A 15,526-nucleotide genomic window follows, 5' to 3' on the forward strand; every position below is an offset into this window, starting at 1 on the left:
AACCTAGTTTGGCAGGAAGTCTATTCATTAAATTAAAAATAAAATGGGTAAGCATTTATCTTACCCATTTTACAAAAGCAGTCTTATAATTCAGGCTCGACACGTTCGCCTTTTTTATTGATAAAATAAATGCTGTCATCGGCAATGACCATGGCAGAGCCATTGATGAAACTGGTGGCGTAATCGTATTTTAGGGGTAGGGCGATTTTGCCTTTGGTGTCGATGTAGCCGTATTGCCAGATGGGGTCGCCATCACTGTCGGTTTTGCCCGTGTCTTTGGCAACCAAAGCCAACTGCTCGCTAAAATCTTCGACATGGTCGTAGATGGGGGCGATTTTGGTTTGACCGTTTTTGTCCATAAAGCCCCATTTGTCGTTGATTTTGACTGACACTAAGCCTTGTTCAAACCAGTTGCCTGTCTCATCAAAGCTCGGTTTGATGGCGATATTGCCTTTTTTGCCAATAAAGCCATATTTGCCGTTTTGGGCGATTTTGGCACGTCCTTCCCAAAAGCCCCACGCGTCTTCAAAGGTGGGGCGAATGACGATGTTGCCTTTGGGGTTGATGTAGCCGTATTTGCCTTGCTGTTTGACTAAGGCAAGCCCTTCATCAAAGTCGTGAGCGTCTTCAAAGGTGGGGCGGATGATGACCTTGCCGTCTTTGTTGGCAAAGCCATACACCGTGCCATCGGTGATGACGGTCATGTTTTCGTTGTACTGACAGTCGCTGGTGTACTCTTTGTAGCTAAAACCTGTCGGCAATTTGGTGTCATCTTCGCAGGCGTCGATGTCTTCTGATAAGTCGAAGAGTGCGTAATCGTCCGAATCGACGTTGTCTTCTGCGTTGACGCCTGTCGTGGCAAAAACGGATAGGGCAAGGCATAGGGCAAGCTTTGGGCGAGAAGTGGATGGGGTGAAAAAAGAAATGTTCATGGATGATTCCAAATGAGTAAAAGCAATGAATGGAAAAAGCTGATTTATTGTACTTGACTTATTGTAAAATTTCAATCAAAGCCACTTTGAGCGACTCAATTTTATCATCATCAAGCAAACTACCATCTTTGTCAGACAGATAAAAGATATCTTCGGCACGCTCGCCTAGGGTGGTGATTCTCGCCCCATGTACCGCCACGCCGAGCTTTGAGAATACTTGCCCGATTTTGGCAAGTAGGGCAGGGCGGTCTTTGGTGATGAGTGATAGGGCGTGATGGCCTTGATGGGCAAAGGGGGTGGCACGTTCGATGTGTACCTGCGTGGGGACGTTAAAGTGTTTTAAGGTCAGGTTAAAGCCAAAACTGGCACTGGCTATCTGACACTTAGGGGCGTCTCCTGTGAGTGCTTGGCTAAGCTTGCTCACCAGTTCGTCTCGCCTGTCACTGGGGGTCAGAAAATCACTCATGAGCGTGCCATGCTCATCTCGTGTGGCAAAGCGGTCAATGAGTACATAGCTGTCTAGGGCGGACGGCACGCCATCAATGGTGGCACTGACGATAGTCGCATCCAGCACCGACAAGCCAAAACGGTCAAGCACGCACACGCTGATGGCGAACAAATCATCACGGTCGGGGGTGCAGATAAATAGCTGAATGGCGTCCAGTGCCAAATCGGTGTGGGAGCGAATGGCGATGATGGGGCGAGCGTCTTGGATGGCGGATTTTTGTTCTAAGATGACACGGCTTTGCCATGCGATGTCGAGTTTTTTGTGTTTTAAAAAATACTCATCGCCCAGCTCATCCCATAGGGCGTGCAAGGTGGTAGGGTCGATGTCGGTCAGTAGGGCTTGGGCTTTGCTTTTGCGACCAGTGATATAGACGTCTTTGTCCACGACACCCATGCCAAGGTTTAGCACTCGTCTGGTGCTGATATAAAGCTGTTTTAACAGACTGGCTCGCCATGAGTTCCACAGCTCGCTGTTGGTGGCGTTCATGTCGGCAACGGTCAGTACATACAGGTGGTTTAGTCTGCTGACACTGCCAACAAAATGGGCAAAGCGAGCGATGACATCAGGGTCGGAGATGTCCTGCTTTTGAGCGGTGAGCGACATGGTCAGATGTTCACGCACCAGCCATGACGCAAACTGGCTGTCGCTCTCGGTCATGCCGTGCGATGTACAAAATTCATACACATCGACCGCCCCAAGTTCGCTGTGGTCGCCCCCACGCCCTTTGGCGATGTCATGAAACAAGGCGACGATGACCAGTATGTCTTTGCGGTGGATTTGTTTATAAATCTGACTGACTAGGTCAAATTTTTGTTGATAAATCTCATTGTCCACATCCGTCAAGCGGTGCAAAATGCGAATGAGTAGCAAAGTATGAGCGTCCACGGTGTAGCGGTGAAACAGGTCATACTGCATAAGTCCCATGATTTGCCCGAAGGCAGGCAGGTATGAGCCTAACACGCCAAAGCGTTTCATCAGGCGTAGGCGATGAAATAGGTAGTTGGGTTCTTGCAGGTTTGCCAAAAACAGAGCCTGATGGGCAGGGTGCCGACGGTAGTCATCATCGATGCGTGGCGTGGCAAGGTAGATGGCACGCAGGGTGTTGGCACTGATTTTTTTAATGCCTTGTTGCCCCATGACCAGAAAAATACGAAGCAGTAGGGCAGGACTCTTGTCAAAGGTGTGTGGGTCGTGCACGGCAATCTTGGGGTCGTGGCTTAGTAGTTTGCCTTGTTTGATGAGTACGTCCTTTGCCAGTCCGTCTTGGTGTAGGGATGAGTCAATGGGGCTTGCCTGCTCGGTGATGGCATAAAAATGCTCATCAATGGGCGTGGTGACAAACTCAGGGTTTAGATAGTTTTCATTAAAATACGCACACAAAAGCTCGGAGAGACTGGCGGTGGTCATCGCATGGCGATAGTAGGTTCGCATGAGTCGCTCTAAGGCGTGCGTGATTTGGCGGTTATCATCATCGGCATGTGCCAGTCCCATGCTAACAGCGACGGCACGTTGACGGTCAAAGAGTAGGCGGTCATCATGGCGTGCGACATGGGTGTGTAGATGATGACGCAGGCACCATAAGAAGCGTTTGGCGGACTCTAAGGTGGCGTATTTGTCAGGGTTTAAAAATCCCACTTCAACCAAATCATGAAAGTCTTGCACCCCGTCAAAATAAAACTTACCAAGCCACAAAATAATGTGTAAATCTCGCAGTGTACCAGGGGCGGTCTTGATGTTCGGCTCTAAGTTGTATTCGGTGGCGTTATGGGCAAGATAGCGGACTTTGGATTCGCTCATCTTAGCACCAAAAAAGGCTTTGGCAGTCCATGCTCCTTTGACAGCAAGGGTTGGCACGTCAGCCAGTGTATCATTGCCGACCAAAAAACGGGCTTCTAACAGGGCGGTCGCCACGGTATGCTCGGTGACGGCGGTCATCGTGTCGCTCACTGTCCGCACCGAGATGGCAGGTTCTATGCCGATGTCCCATAGGCTTGCCACGAATGCTTCTATCTGGGCTTGATGGCTGTCCGTGTCATCGCCTAGTATCAAAATGTCCACATCTGACGCGGGGAACAGCTCGCCCCGCCCATACCCGCCAATGGCAAATAACCCAAGCTCGCTGTCTGTCCCGAATAACGCTTCAAACATACTCACAAGCATGTTATCTACCGCCTGCGTTCGCCTAGCGATGTGGCTGTCTATCGTGTCTGTGGCGTGTATGCCCTGCTCGCAAATCTGCCTATCAATATCAGCATTTAGCTCGGTCAAATAAGCCTTATAAGCGGTGGGGGTGTAGGGGGGCAGGGGTGGCAATGGGGGTAAACTGGGTTGGGTCATGGCAGTCGGTGGCTAAATGCTTGATGGTCAATTTATCATAAATTTATCGTTATTTTACGCATTTTTCGTCCAAAATGCACAAAATAAACAGATTTATTTTTGTAAATAATTTTGTCAAAACAAGCAAAAACCCCTTGAAATATCAGTATTTCAAGGGGTTTGGATGTGGTAGGCGTAATCGGATTCGAACCAACGACCCCCACCATGTCAAGGTGGTGCTCTAACCAACTGAGCTATACGCCTAAAAGTGGTGCTATTATAACAGATAAATTTTAAATGGCAAGCACTTTTTACACTTTGTACATATTTAAATACCAATCCATGATGTCATGCCCCCAAAGTAGGGCAATGATACCTGCAATGGCGATATAAGGACCAAAGGCAAAGGCACGGCTTTCGCCCCGCATTCTCATTAAAATCAGACCAACAATAGAACCTAAGATGGCTGATGTTAAGATTAAAAAGGGTAACATGCTCACACCAAGCCACGCCCCAATCGCCCCTAGTAGTTTAAAATCGCCTGCTCCCATGCCATCTTTTTTGGTGATGAGTGCATAGAGTTTGGCAACTGACCAAAAGGATAAAAAACCAAGCAGTCCGCCCCACACCGCAGAGCTTAGTGAAGTAAAGATATTTTGGGTGTTTGCCATTAAGCCTATCATACCCAGCGGGAAAACCAAGCGGTCGGGCAGTAGTTGTGTGTCAAAATCGATGCCAGTTAGGGCAATGAGCATCCATATATAAATCAGCCCCAACACGCCTGCCACATTTGCCCCTAGCATATAGATGACCAAGACAGACAATAGGGCAGTGATGAGTTCCACTAATGGATAACGCATACTAATGGGGTTGCCACAACCGGAACATTTACCACGCAATAGAATAAGCCAGCTTAATACAGGAATGTTTTCATAAGCACGGATTTGGTGGTTGCATTTGGGGCAACGAGACGGCGGAAAGGATAAGCTAATGGGTGCGTCATTGGCAATCATCTCTTGAATGGGCTTGACATGATTGGGATTAAGGTCGGACTGTGTACCCAAAAACCACGCCGTATCTTTACGCCACTCTCGATTCATGATAAGTGGTGTGCGATGAATGACCACGTTTAAAAATGAACCAACGCAAAGCCCCAATATTCCAGTCAGGGCAAGCGCTATATATAAATTTTCTGCTAAAAATTGGAAAATGCTCATTAGCCCACCACAGAGCCCATTTGGAATATGGGTAGATACATGGCGATAACAAGACCACCAATTACAATACCTAAGAATGCCATAATCATTGGTTCCATGAGGCTGGTCAGACCATCAACGGCGTTATCCACTTCGTTTTCATAGTAGGTGGCGGCTTTATCCAACATTTCTTCTAAACTACCCGCTTCTTCGCCAATGCCCACCATCTGGATGACCATGCTGGGAAATAAGTTGGTGCTACGAATGGCAAATTGCATTTGCTGACCGGTGGCGACATCTTCCTTGATGCGTTGAGTAGCATTATAAAATACCACGTTGTTGGTTGCTCCCGCGGTAGAATCTAGGGCATCAATCAAAGGCACACCAGCAGCAAAGGTGGTGGATAGCGTACGACAAAAACGAGCAATAATAGCTTTATAAGCAATATCGCCAAAAATGGGTAGTTTTAATGTTAGTCTATCCAAAAAATCACGAAATTTCTTCGAACGCATTTTGGCTTGGGTAAAGGCAATAGCAATAATCGCTAGAATACCAAACAGGACAATATAATATTTAACCAACCAATTTGACATATTAACAACAAGCTGAGTGAAAGCGGGTAATTCAGCACCAAAACCAGCAAACATATCAGCAAAAACAGGTACAACCTTGATTAGTAGAATGGCAGTAACAATAATAGCAACAATGATAACCGCAATTGGGTATTTCATCGCTTTTTTAATTTTTGCCTTTAACAGCTCGCTCTTTTCTTTATAGGTGGCGACACGCTCTAACATGGTCTCTAACGCACCTGACTGCTCACCTGACTCCACCAATGAACAAAATAGGTCATCAAAATATTTGGGGTGTTTGCGTAAGGCGGTGGCAAAGTTGCTCCCCGCTTCAATATCCGCCTTGATTTTGAGTACCAAGTCTTTCATGCTAGGGTTTTCAAGGGAGTCGGCGACAATCTCAAAGGACTGGGTTAGTGGCACACCCGCTTTCATCATCGTGGCAAGTTGACGTACAAAAATAGCAATATCAATCGCTTTAATGGCTTTTTTGCCACTAAATAGCGGTTTAGACTTTTGGCGAATGTCTTGGACGATGATGCCCTGCTTTCTAAGCTGAGCACGAGCAAGCTCAATGCTCTTAGAAGTCATCTCGCCTTTGACGTTCTGTCCGCGTCTATTGGTGCCAGAGTATTTAAAATCAAGTAATTGTTCGGTTGCTACTTTTGCCATGGGTATCTCTTCATGCTTTGCCAATGTTGGCGATGTTGCAAGTTATGTGCCGTATTGTATTTTTAAATGAACCCAACATAGGGTAATGCTGATGACATTTTACACCAAAAGTCATCAAATTGTAAATAATGTATCACAAAACTTGCACAACATTCGTGGTTTTTGGTAGGGTATAAACTGCCGTTTATGCCATAAAAAAATAAACGGTTTATTTTTTTGGTTAAATGGCTTAAAAATATAATTTGGTGAATGATTGTTTTGCTAAAATTTATCATTTCAAAGGATAAATTCTTGCCAATTTGCCTTATTACTCTTACAATGACCAAAAATAATTACCACCCAAATCCATGACTACCGCACTCGCCCCCACCCAATACCCCATTACTGCCCTTGCAGGCGTGGGTCAGCCGTTGGCAAAAAAACTTGCCGAGCTTGACATTCATCGCATTTTTGATTTACTCATGCACCTGCCCCGAGATTATGAAGACCGTAGCCGTATTGTGCCGATGAACACGGTAGAAAACGGGCAAGTATGTATGATTGCAGGGGTCATCACGGACGTGGCAAGCAATAAAGGACGGCTGTCGGTGTGTTTGGAGGATAGCACTGGCATGGTGGTTTTGCAATTTTTTAAAACCTATCCGACCCTACTACAAACCATGACCGTGGGGGCGAACATCACCGCATTTGGCGAGATAAAGGTCAGTCGCTATGGCGTGCAAATGGCTCACCCAGAGTATCACATCACAGGGACAAAGACCTTTGAGGGTGGGCTGTTGCCCATTTATCCGACCGTCAAGGGACTTCATCAAAACAAACTGCGTCAGTTTGTCCGCATGGCGATTAATGCCGTCCGTGAGACGCCTTTAACTTGCCTGTCTGATGATGATTTTAACAGCGTGGGCGTGCGTGTGCAGGGCGATTTGTTGTCCGCCTTGACCGCCATACATCTGCCCGACCCACAGGCGGATATTTTTAGCCAAACGGCACTTTTGACAGGACTAAAAGACCGCACCCACCCTGCCTGCCAAAGGCTCATCATCGAAGAGCTCACCGCTCATCAGCTTGTGTTTTTGTACCGAAAGCAAAACCTACACGCCCACAAAGCCCCTTTTTGTGAACGTGTCAGTCCGCTTGCCGATAGACTTGTGGCGAGCCTACCATTTTGTCCGACCAACGCCCAACAGCGTGTTGTTGGTGAGATAGTTGCCGACCTTGCCACCAGTACGCCCATGCTCCGCCTTGTGCAAGGGGATGTGGGGGCGGGAAAAACCCTTGTGGCGGGTTTGTCGGCGTGTCATGCCATTGATAGTGGTTGGCAAGTGGCAATCATGGCACCGACCGAGATTTTGGCAGAACAGCATCTGATGAATTTTAAAAAATGGTTTGAGCCGATGGGCATTGGCGTAGGCTGGCTTGCTGGCAAACAGACCGCCAAAGAACGCAATGCCAGCCTAAACGCCATTATCAATAATGACGTACAAATCGTGGTGGGTACGCACGCCCTGTTCCAAGACGGTGTGGCGTTTGCCAAATTGGGGCTTGTCATCATTGACGAACAGCACCGTTTTGGCGTGGAGCAACGGCTAAAACTCGTCAATAAAGGCGTGGCAAACAGCACGCCACATCAGCTTGCCATGACCGCCACCCCCATTCCACGCACGCTGGCAATGAGTATGTATGGCGACATGGACGTGTCGGTGATAGATGAGCTACCGCCCAATCGCACGCCCATTACCACCGTTACCATTAACCGAGACCGCCGTGATGAAGTGATTGAGCGGATACGCATCAACTGCAAAAACGGCAAACAAGCCTACTGGGTGTGTCCGCTCGTCGAAGAATCTACCGCCCTAGACGCACAGTCGGCAGAGTTGTTGTATCAAGACCTGTGCGAGCGGTTGGATATAAGGATAGGACTGGTACACGGTAAAATGAAAGCGAGCGACAAGCAAGCGGTGGTGAATGATTTTAAACAAGGCGACATTGACCTACTGGTTGCCACCACCGTGATAGAAGTGGGCGTGGACGTGCCAAATGCGTCCCTTATGGTGATAGAAAATGCCGAACGGCTCGGACTGTCTCAGCTCCACCAACTGCGTGGGCGTGTAGGGCGTGGCTCGGAAAAATCCTTTTGTGTGCTACTGTATCAAATGCCCCTGTCGCCCACAGGCATAGAACGGCTCAATATCCTAAGGGACAGTACGGACGGTTTTGTCATCGCCCAAAAGGACTTGGAACTGCGTGGGGCAGGCGAGCTACTGGGCAAACGCCAAACGGGGGATATGGGTTACTATTTAGCGGACATCGTGCGAGATGAGAGCTTACTACATATCGCCCAAAACCTTGCCAATCATCTCATCAAATCGCCCAACAAAACCGCCCTAACCCAAGCGATGATAGGGCTATGGCTTAGGGAAAGTGGGGAGTTTGTGGGGGCGTAAACGTAAACTCTTTTGTGCTTGCTTTTGAAGTTAGCTTAATTGGTCTATTCGCCAAATACTTGTAGCAACCTTCGCCATTAACCGTTGGCGTTTTGTGATTGCATCTGGATTCCAGTCTGGATAATCAGCAATCGCCCTTGTGGTCTGAAAATGACTTTGAGTCAATACAGGTTTTTTTTGCTCAAATTCCAAATTTGCCATTTGGCTGTTTATGTTTTTCTCGCACAACGCCATGTTGCCCAGTCTGTAAGTCATGGATTCGCCGTCCTTGAAGTCAAAAATCTCCCAACCTTTATCAGGGTTCTCAGGGTAGATATGCTCAATATTAACGTCTGTATCATCTAAAGCAGGGTTGTTAACGCCGCTTTCTTTGCGTTCTATTTCTGTCAGAATATATCTTACTACTTTTTTATTTCTTGATGATGTGGTTTTTAATATTTTATCTGAAAAATAGGATTTGAAATGCTCATCTTTTACATAAACTTCTTTTAGTAATAAAATCATGTCTGAATAGCGGATATTCTCATTAATTTTTTCTGATGCTTTGTAATAAACACGCTCTAACTCGCCTGTATGCAAACCGCCAATAACATTATAGCGAAACGAAATGATAACGCAAGTTTTCAATGTTTTTTCAAAGTCTTCTGCCTTGAAGTTGCGATAAGCAGACATTAACAAAGCGTAAGGCTGTTTAACATTAAACATTTTTAGTATTTCAGCATATTTTCTAGCATTTAAAGACCAATTTGTTGCTGTGCTTGGATTATTCAAGGATAGATATAGGTCAATATTTTCATCAATTTCTCTAATTAATGAAAATACTTCTCTACGATTGGTTATTTTATCTCTAATTTTTTTAAATAATTCATTTTGACGAACAAAAGAGTATTTGCTATTCCAAAATACCCTTAAAAAATCAGGAAAGCTTTCTGAGCCAAGTCGCTCCACAATTTTGTTCCAATGTCTTTCTAGACCATTTAATTCATGATTATTGTCCAAATGATTGGTTTCTTTGTGAATGATAGAAAATAAATAATTTTTTAGTAAGTCGGTTGATGATAATTTAATGCCACGAGCATTTAATGTTTCAAATACTTTGTAGGCATTTATTTCATCATTTACAGTAATTACTGTAAAAAATAATAAATCACTCATATTTCCAATAAAGGTTGCAATCTCTACTCCTTTATTTTCACTGTTTTTAATATACTTAGCAATCTTATCATCAAACCATTCAAATGCTTTTCGCAAAGAATGCTCCGATGATCTCATATTTCTTCTTGGTATGTTTTCTGATAAAGTAACCAAATAATTTTGATAAAAAAAGTCATTATTGTTATTTAGATTTAACTTAGATTTAGGTTGTAATGTAATGGGGTCTAAATAACCAACATAAGTTTGTCGCAGTTGTTCTAAGCGTTGTTGATTTTGTTGGGCAAATTCAGGATGATCATTAATGAGTTTTTGCAGATTTTTTAAGCCAGCCAAAACAACAATGCTTAGCGTGGTTAAGCGTTGCTGCCCATCAATGACATCGAAATTCTTGTCATCGCTTGATTGCAATACCAAGTAACCCATATAATGCGAACTGTCTTTATTATTTGCCTTATCTTCAATAGCGATCAACAAGTCCTGCCATAAATCATCCCATTCATCAACCGTCCAACTATAATCTCTCTGAAATCTCGGAATAGAGTAAGTCAAACCATTACCAATTAATTGGCGATAGGTTTGGTTTACCGTTTTAAAATTAGTGGCAGTCATAAAATTATCTCGCTTAAATTTTTTTAAATTTTAACATCACTATAACAAAAAATCTAGGGCGTGCCTGCCTTTTGTATTTGCAATGAAAAACAGGGGGAATCGCACGTTTTTCAAGGAAAATACGTAGGATGATAATCATTTTCATGCAAAAATTGATTAAACCATCAACTTTTTATCAAATTTCCAATAAAAATGTTATCAATGTTCAACATGCCCTAGTATAAATCATATTTCATAAAATGTTATAACTAAAAATGACAAATTGCAACTCATCAAAACCCAATTATCCCAAAAGCTGGATAATCTGAAACTTATCATTGATGAGATTAAGGCAAGCCAAAGCTATCAAGTGGTGAGTAGCATTGATGATTGGCAAGATTATTTTGATAATCAAAAAATAGAGCTGATAAGGGAGCGAGATAGGCTAAGAGAGCTGATAAAAAACACGGACGTGAAGTAGCATAAATACCCTTGACAATCCCCCCGACCTTGCTACAATGCTGTTTTTATCACTCATAAAATCACCATGAACAAGCCGACTTTTAATCCCAAAAACCCCTTATTGTGGGCGATGTGTGCCATTGCCCTTGTGGTGTTTGGTGTACTAATAGGGCGACTGACCGCCAAGCCGTCAGAGACCACTCGCCCCACATCTGCCACGTCCGCCGATGCATCTGATAACACCAAAGTTGCCATGACCGTGCAGGCGACCACGCCAAGCCCCATGCTTGTATCAGACAGCTTGTCCGCCAGTGGCGTGATGAGTGCCAAAGAGACTGCCGAAGTCAGTGCCAAAATCACAGGGGCGACCGTTGAGCAGGTACTCGCCGAGGTGGGCGATTATGTCAAGGCAGGGCAGGTGCTTGCCGTGCTAGATAAAGACACCATGAGTGAGAATGCGGTGCAGGCACAGGCGGATTATGAGCAGGCAAGGGCGAGCCGTGAGCAGGCACAGGCGGATTTGGCACGAGTTGAGCCACTGCTTGCCATTGATGCGGTCAGCCGTCAGCAAGTGGATAGCTATCGCACCGCTCTAAAACAAGCCCAAGCGACAAAAAAAGCGAGTTTGGCACGCCTTAGCACCGCCAAAAGCAACCTAAATAACACCCAAATCATTGCCCCTGTGGCAGGAATTATCAGTGCCAAAAATGCACAGGTGGGCGTATTGGTTAGTGGCACGCCATTATTTAGTATCATCAAAGGCGGACGGCTAGAATGGCAAGCGACACTCTCGCCTGCCGATGCCGAGCGTATCTATGTCGGACAGCAGGCACAGGTCATGGTGGGCGATGAGAGCGTGGTAGGGACGGTTACTCATCTGTCGCCAACCGCCAATGCAGGGCGTGAGATAGTCGTGCATGTCGCCATGCCAGCCCACTCTGCCCTAAGAGCAGGGACATATCAGCGTGGACAGTTCGTGCTAGGCAGTCAAAGTCATCATGCCATACCCAGCTCGGCGGTCATGAGTACGGACGGCTATGATTATGTGTGGCAACTTGCCAAAACTGACCAGACAGACATTTACCAAACCCAACGCCAAAAAATCACCGTCTTGGCTCGTGAGCAGGACAAAGTGGCGACCGATTTGCCGTCTGATACGCTCATTGTGGCAAATGGGGTGAGTTTTTTAAATGAAAATGACTTGGTGAATATCGTCATGATACAAGACATGAACAAAGACATGGCAGGGGATAAGGCAGAGCAACCATGAACTTTTCAGCCTATTCTATCAAAAACCCCTTAGTGGCGATTTTGTTGTTTACCTTATTTACGCTTGGTGGATTGCTTGCTTTTAATAACATGAAAATTCAGCAGTTCCCCGACATTGATGTGCCTGCCGTCATCGTTACGGTGGCTTATTCGGGGGCAAGCCCAGCCCAGCTAGAAACAGACGTCGCCAAAAAAATAGAAAACAAAATCACGTCCATATCAGGGGTCAAGCACATTCGCTCGACCTTGCAAACAGGCGTGGCGACGGTACACACCGAATTTGTCTTAGAAAAAGACCTATCAGAGGCGGTTGATGACGTGCGTTCGGCACTAGATGAGATTAGCAGTGATTTGCCGGCTGCTGCCGAAGAGCCGATTATCACCAAAGTCTCTACCGCAGGCTTTCCTGTGGCAGGCTACTCGGTGGCGTCCGATAACATGAGCGAGGCGGAGCTGTCGTGGTTTGTTGATGACACATTAAACAAACGCCTATCCAATGTTGCAGGCGTGGGGACGATGAGCCGTGTGGGCGGTATTGAACGTCAAATCATCGTCGCTCCTGATGTGGCAAAGCTAAATGGTTGGGGGCTACCCATTGGTAATTTGTCCAACCAAATCAGTGCTTCACAGACAGATGCCACAGGTGGCACCGCCAAAATCGGTGGCGGTATGCAGACCATTCGAGTACTGGGGGCGGCACGCAGTGTCGAGGAGCTGGCTCATATCCAAGTCGTTACCCCAGCAGGAGGCGTGCCACTGGGTCAGCTTGCCAGTATCTATGATGCTCATGCCGACCGAAGTAGCGTGGCAAAGCTGGACGGACAGACGGTGGTGGCGGTCAATTTTACTCGCTCACGTGGAGCAAGTGAAGTGGACATGGTCAAAGGCATTGATGCCGAGCTTGCCAAACTCGCCCAAGAGATACCGCATATCCGTGTCCAAAAAATCTATGACAACGCCCAGCCGGTGTTTGAAGATTATAATGCCAGCATGAAAATGCTCATCGAGGGCTGTATCTTGGCGGTGGTCGTGGTGTGGCTGTTTTTGCGAAACTGGCGAGCGACTCTGGTGGCGGCAGCGGCATTGCCTTTGTCTATCATACCGACCTTTTTGGCGATGTATGTGTTTGATTTTAGTTTAAATATCATCTCACTGCTTGCCTTGTCGCTCGTCATCGGTGTGTTGGTTGATGATGCCATTGTTGAGGTGGAGAACATCATGCGACACCTACACATGGGTAAGACCCCGTATGAGGCGGCGATGGAGGCGGCAGATGAGATTGGGCTTGCGGTGGTGGCGACCACGTTTACACTCATTGCGGTGTTTTTGCCGACTGCCTTTATGAGTGGGGTGGTGGGGCAGTTTTTTAAGCAGTTTGGGTGGACGGCGGCGATTTCGGTGTTTATCTCGCTACTGGTGGCACGTCTGGTTACGCCCATGATGGCGGCATATATCCTAAAACCTGAACAGCCCAAAACCGAAACGACAAGCAAAACCATGACTACCTATCTCAAACTGGTGTCATGGACATTAAAGCACCGCTTTATCACGCTTGGGGCGACCATTGTGCTGTTTATCGGTTCGTTGGCGATGGCAGGGCTACTCTCGGGTGAGTTCGTGCCGGCAGATGACAGCGACCAGACCCAGCTTACCTTAGAGCTAACCCCTGATGCGGTGCTAAACGACACGACCGTCATCGCAGACATGACCGCCGAGCGTATCCGCCACATCGATGGCGTGCAGTCGGTGTTCGTGTCGGTGGGGACGGCAGGCGGTGGGGCAGACAGTCGCAATGCGTCCGCAGGGGCGGAAAATAACGCCACACTCAATGTCGTGCTTGCCCCACGTGGCGAACGCCCCCCTAAGACAGAGATAGAGCACGCCATATCGGACGTCATCAAGGGTGTGCCGTCTGCTCGCTTTACGGTGGGTATGTCGGCAGGGGGCGATACGGGCTATGGATTTTCGCTACGTTCGGATAATCCCAGACTGCTAGAAGAGACGGTGGATAAGGTCATGGCGGAGATTCGTGGACTGCCAAGCGTCTCATCGGTGAGCAGTAACAAACCGTTGCCTAAGCCTGAGCTTGCCGTTATCCCTGACCCCATGCGTATGGCGGATAAGGGCGTTACCACGCAGTCGCTTGCCGATACCTTGCGTATCGCCACGCAGGGCGATTATGAGCAGGCACTCTCTAAGCTAAGCCTTGACACACGCCAAATCCCCATTGTCGTGCGACTGCCTGACAGCGTGCGTGCCGACCCTGTGGCGTTGTCTGGTCTATATGTGCCAAGCAGTACGAACAATGCGGTCAAGCTCTCGGAAGTGGCGGATATTGACTTTACCACAGGCGAGGCGGAGATTCGCCGTCTCAATCGTGAACGCAGTATCAAAATCACGGTACAGTCCGAGCAGGAGTTAGGCGAGGTGGTCAGTGCCGTTAAAGGCTTGCCAAGCCTGACCAATCTGCCTGATGGTGTAAGTGCGATGGACGAGGGGCAAGCCGATAGTATGGCAGAGCTATTTACAGGCTTTGTCATTGCGATGGGTGTGGGGATATTTTGTATCTTTGGCGTGCTGGTGCTACTGTTTCATAAGGTGTTACAGCCCTTTACTATCTTGATGGCGTTGCCGTTGTCTATCGGTGGGGCATTGATTGGCTTGGTGGTAACAGGGTCTGGTCTGTCCATTTCGTCCATGATTGGCTTTATCATGCTGATGGGTATCGCCACTAAGAACTCTATCCTGCTCGTGGACTACGCCATCATCGCCGAGCAACAGGGCAAATCTCGTCCAGATGCGATACTAGACGCGTGCCGTAAACGGGCTCGCCCTATCATCATGACGACCATTGCGATGGGGGCAGGTATGTTGCCATTGGTGTTTGGTTGGGGTGGGGTGGATTCGACCTTTCGCCGTCCGATGGCAGTGGCGGTGCTAGGCGGTCTTATCACGTCCACGTTTTTGAGCCTTGTGGTGATACCAGTGGTCTATACACTGATGGACGATGTGGGACGGTGGTTTAAAAAGTCCAAAATAGCTTAATCTAAGACGGCTTAATTGGTCAAAACCACGTCAAAGGGCGTGGTTTTGTTTTTTAATGTATGCCAAACAAGTAAAAAAAGGGGTACATAACATACCAATAAGATTTTTCGGTATTGTTAATTAACTATATCTTTGGAATCTTTGGATAAATTTGTAGGGGCAAATCACATTTGCCCTGTGATAAAATATTGATTTTTGGGCGAATAAATTGCCCCCACACGTCCAAATTTTAAAATATATTTTTATTTAACAATCCTGATTTTTCATTAAAAAGGTGCGTGGTACACCACCCTGCAAAAACTTTATTAAAAAATATGGTATTGGTGTGAATTGGGGTTAATTTGCTATAATTCGCCCCTTGTATTAT

General features: G+C 46.8%; 9 protein-coding genes and 1 tRNA gene. 4 read left to right on the forward strand and 6 right to left on the reverse strand.

Annotation, left to right across the window (positions count from 1 at the left end; all coding sequences use genetic code 11):
* Window positions 1–83: 83 nt before the first annotated feature.
* The 5 genes from B5J94_RS13295 to B5J94_RS13315 all read right to left on the reverse strand — a co-directional run bounded on the left by B5J94_RS13295 (window position 84) and on the right by B5J94_RS13315 (window position 6,196).
* Window positions 84–932: a WG repeat-containing protein gene (locus tag B5J94_RS13295; protein ID WP_062499032.1), complete on the reverse strand. Its 849-nt coding sequence runs from the start codon at window positions 930–932 to the stop codon at window positions 84–86.
* 58 nt (window positions 933–990) lie between these two features.
* Window positions 991–3,777, reverse strand: coding sequence for a [protein-PII] uridylyltransferase (gene glnD / locus B5J94_RS13300; RefSeq protein ID WP_228144607.1), 2,787 nt, complete (start codon window positions 3,775–3,777; stop codon window positions 991–993).
* 166 nt (window positions 3,778–3,943) lie between these two features.
* A tRNA-Val gene (locus B5J94_RS13305) sits at window positions 3,944–4,020 on the reverse strand.
* Between the two features lie 47 nt (window positions 4,021–4,067).
* The gene (locus B5J94_RS13310) at window positions 4,068–4,973 is read right to left on the reverse strand and encodes a prepilin peptidase (protein ID WP_062499031.1); all 906 of its coding nucleotides are present in this window, start codon (window positions 4,971–4,973) and stop codon (window positions 4,068–4,070) included.
* A complete protein-coding gene (locus B5J94_RS13315) occupies window positions 4,973–6,196 on the reverse strand; it encodes a type II secretion system F family protein (RefSeq protein ID WP_062499030.1) in 1,224 nt (407 codons plus the stop codon). Before B5J94_RS13315 ends, B5J94_RS13310 begins: the two co-directional genes overlap by 1 nt.
* Window positions 6,197–6,543: 347 nt before the next feature.
* Between B5J94_RS13315 and recG the strand changes: the two genes are divergently transcribed.
* A complete protein-coding gene (recG, locus tag B5J94_RS13325; RefSeq protein WP_062499028.1) occupies window positions 6,544–8,640 on the forward strand; it encodes an ATP-dependent DNA helicase RecG in 2,097 nt (698 codons plus the stop codon).
* A gap of 30 nt (window positions 8,641–8,670) precedes the next feature.
* Here the strand turns inward: recG and B5J94_RS13330 are convergent, their stop codons facing one another.
* A complete protein-coding gene (locus tag B5J94_RS13330; RefSeq protein WP_062499027.1) occupies window positions 8,671–10,404 on the reverse strand; it encodes a DUF262 domain-containing protein in 1,734 nt (577 codons plus the stop codon).
* 262 nt (window positions 10,405–10,666) lie between these two features.
* Here B5J94_RS13330 and B5J94_RS13335 point away from each other — a divergent pair, with 262 nt between their 5' ends.
* The 3 genes from B5J94_RS13335 to B5J94_RS13345 all read left to right on the forward strand — a co-directional run bounded on the left by B5J94_RS13335 (window position 10,667) and on the right by B5J94_RS13345 (window position 15,159).
* Complete coding sequence (locus tag B5J94_RS13335; RefSeq protein WP_062499026.1) at window positions 10,667–10,864, forward strand: hypothetical protein; 198 nt, start codon at window positions 10,667–10,669, stop codon at window positions 10,862–10,864.
* Window positions 10,865–10,930: 66 nt separating this feature from the next.
* On the forward strand, window positions 10,931–12,115 hold the full coding sequence (locus B5J94_RS13340; RefSeq protein ID WP_062499025.1) for an efflux RND transporter periplasmic adaptor subunit: 1,185 nt from the start codon (window positions 10,931–10,933) through the stop codon (window positions 12,113–12,115).
* The gene (locus tag B5J94_RS13345) at window positions 12,112–15,159 is read left to right on the forward strand and encodes an efflux RND transporter permease subunit (protein ID WP_062499024.1); all 3,048 of its coding nucleotides are present in this window, start codon (window positions 12,112–12,114) and stop codon (window positions 15,157–15,159) included. Before B5J94_RS13340 ends, B5J94_RS13345 begins: the two co-directional genes overlap by 4 nt.
* Window positions 15,160–15,526: the final 367 nt, after the last annotated feature.

It is taken from the genome of Moraxella lacunata (genome assembly GCF_002027545.1).
In the GTDB taxonomy this organism is placed as follows: domain Bacteria; phylum Pseudomonadota; class Gammaproteobacteria; order Pseudomonadales; family Moraxellaceae; genus Moraxella; species Moraxella lacunata.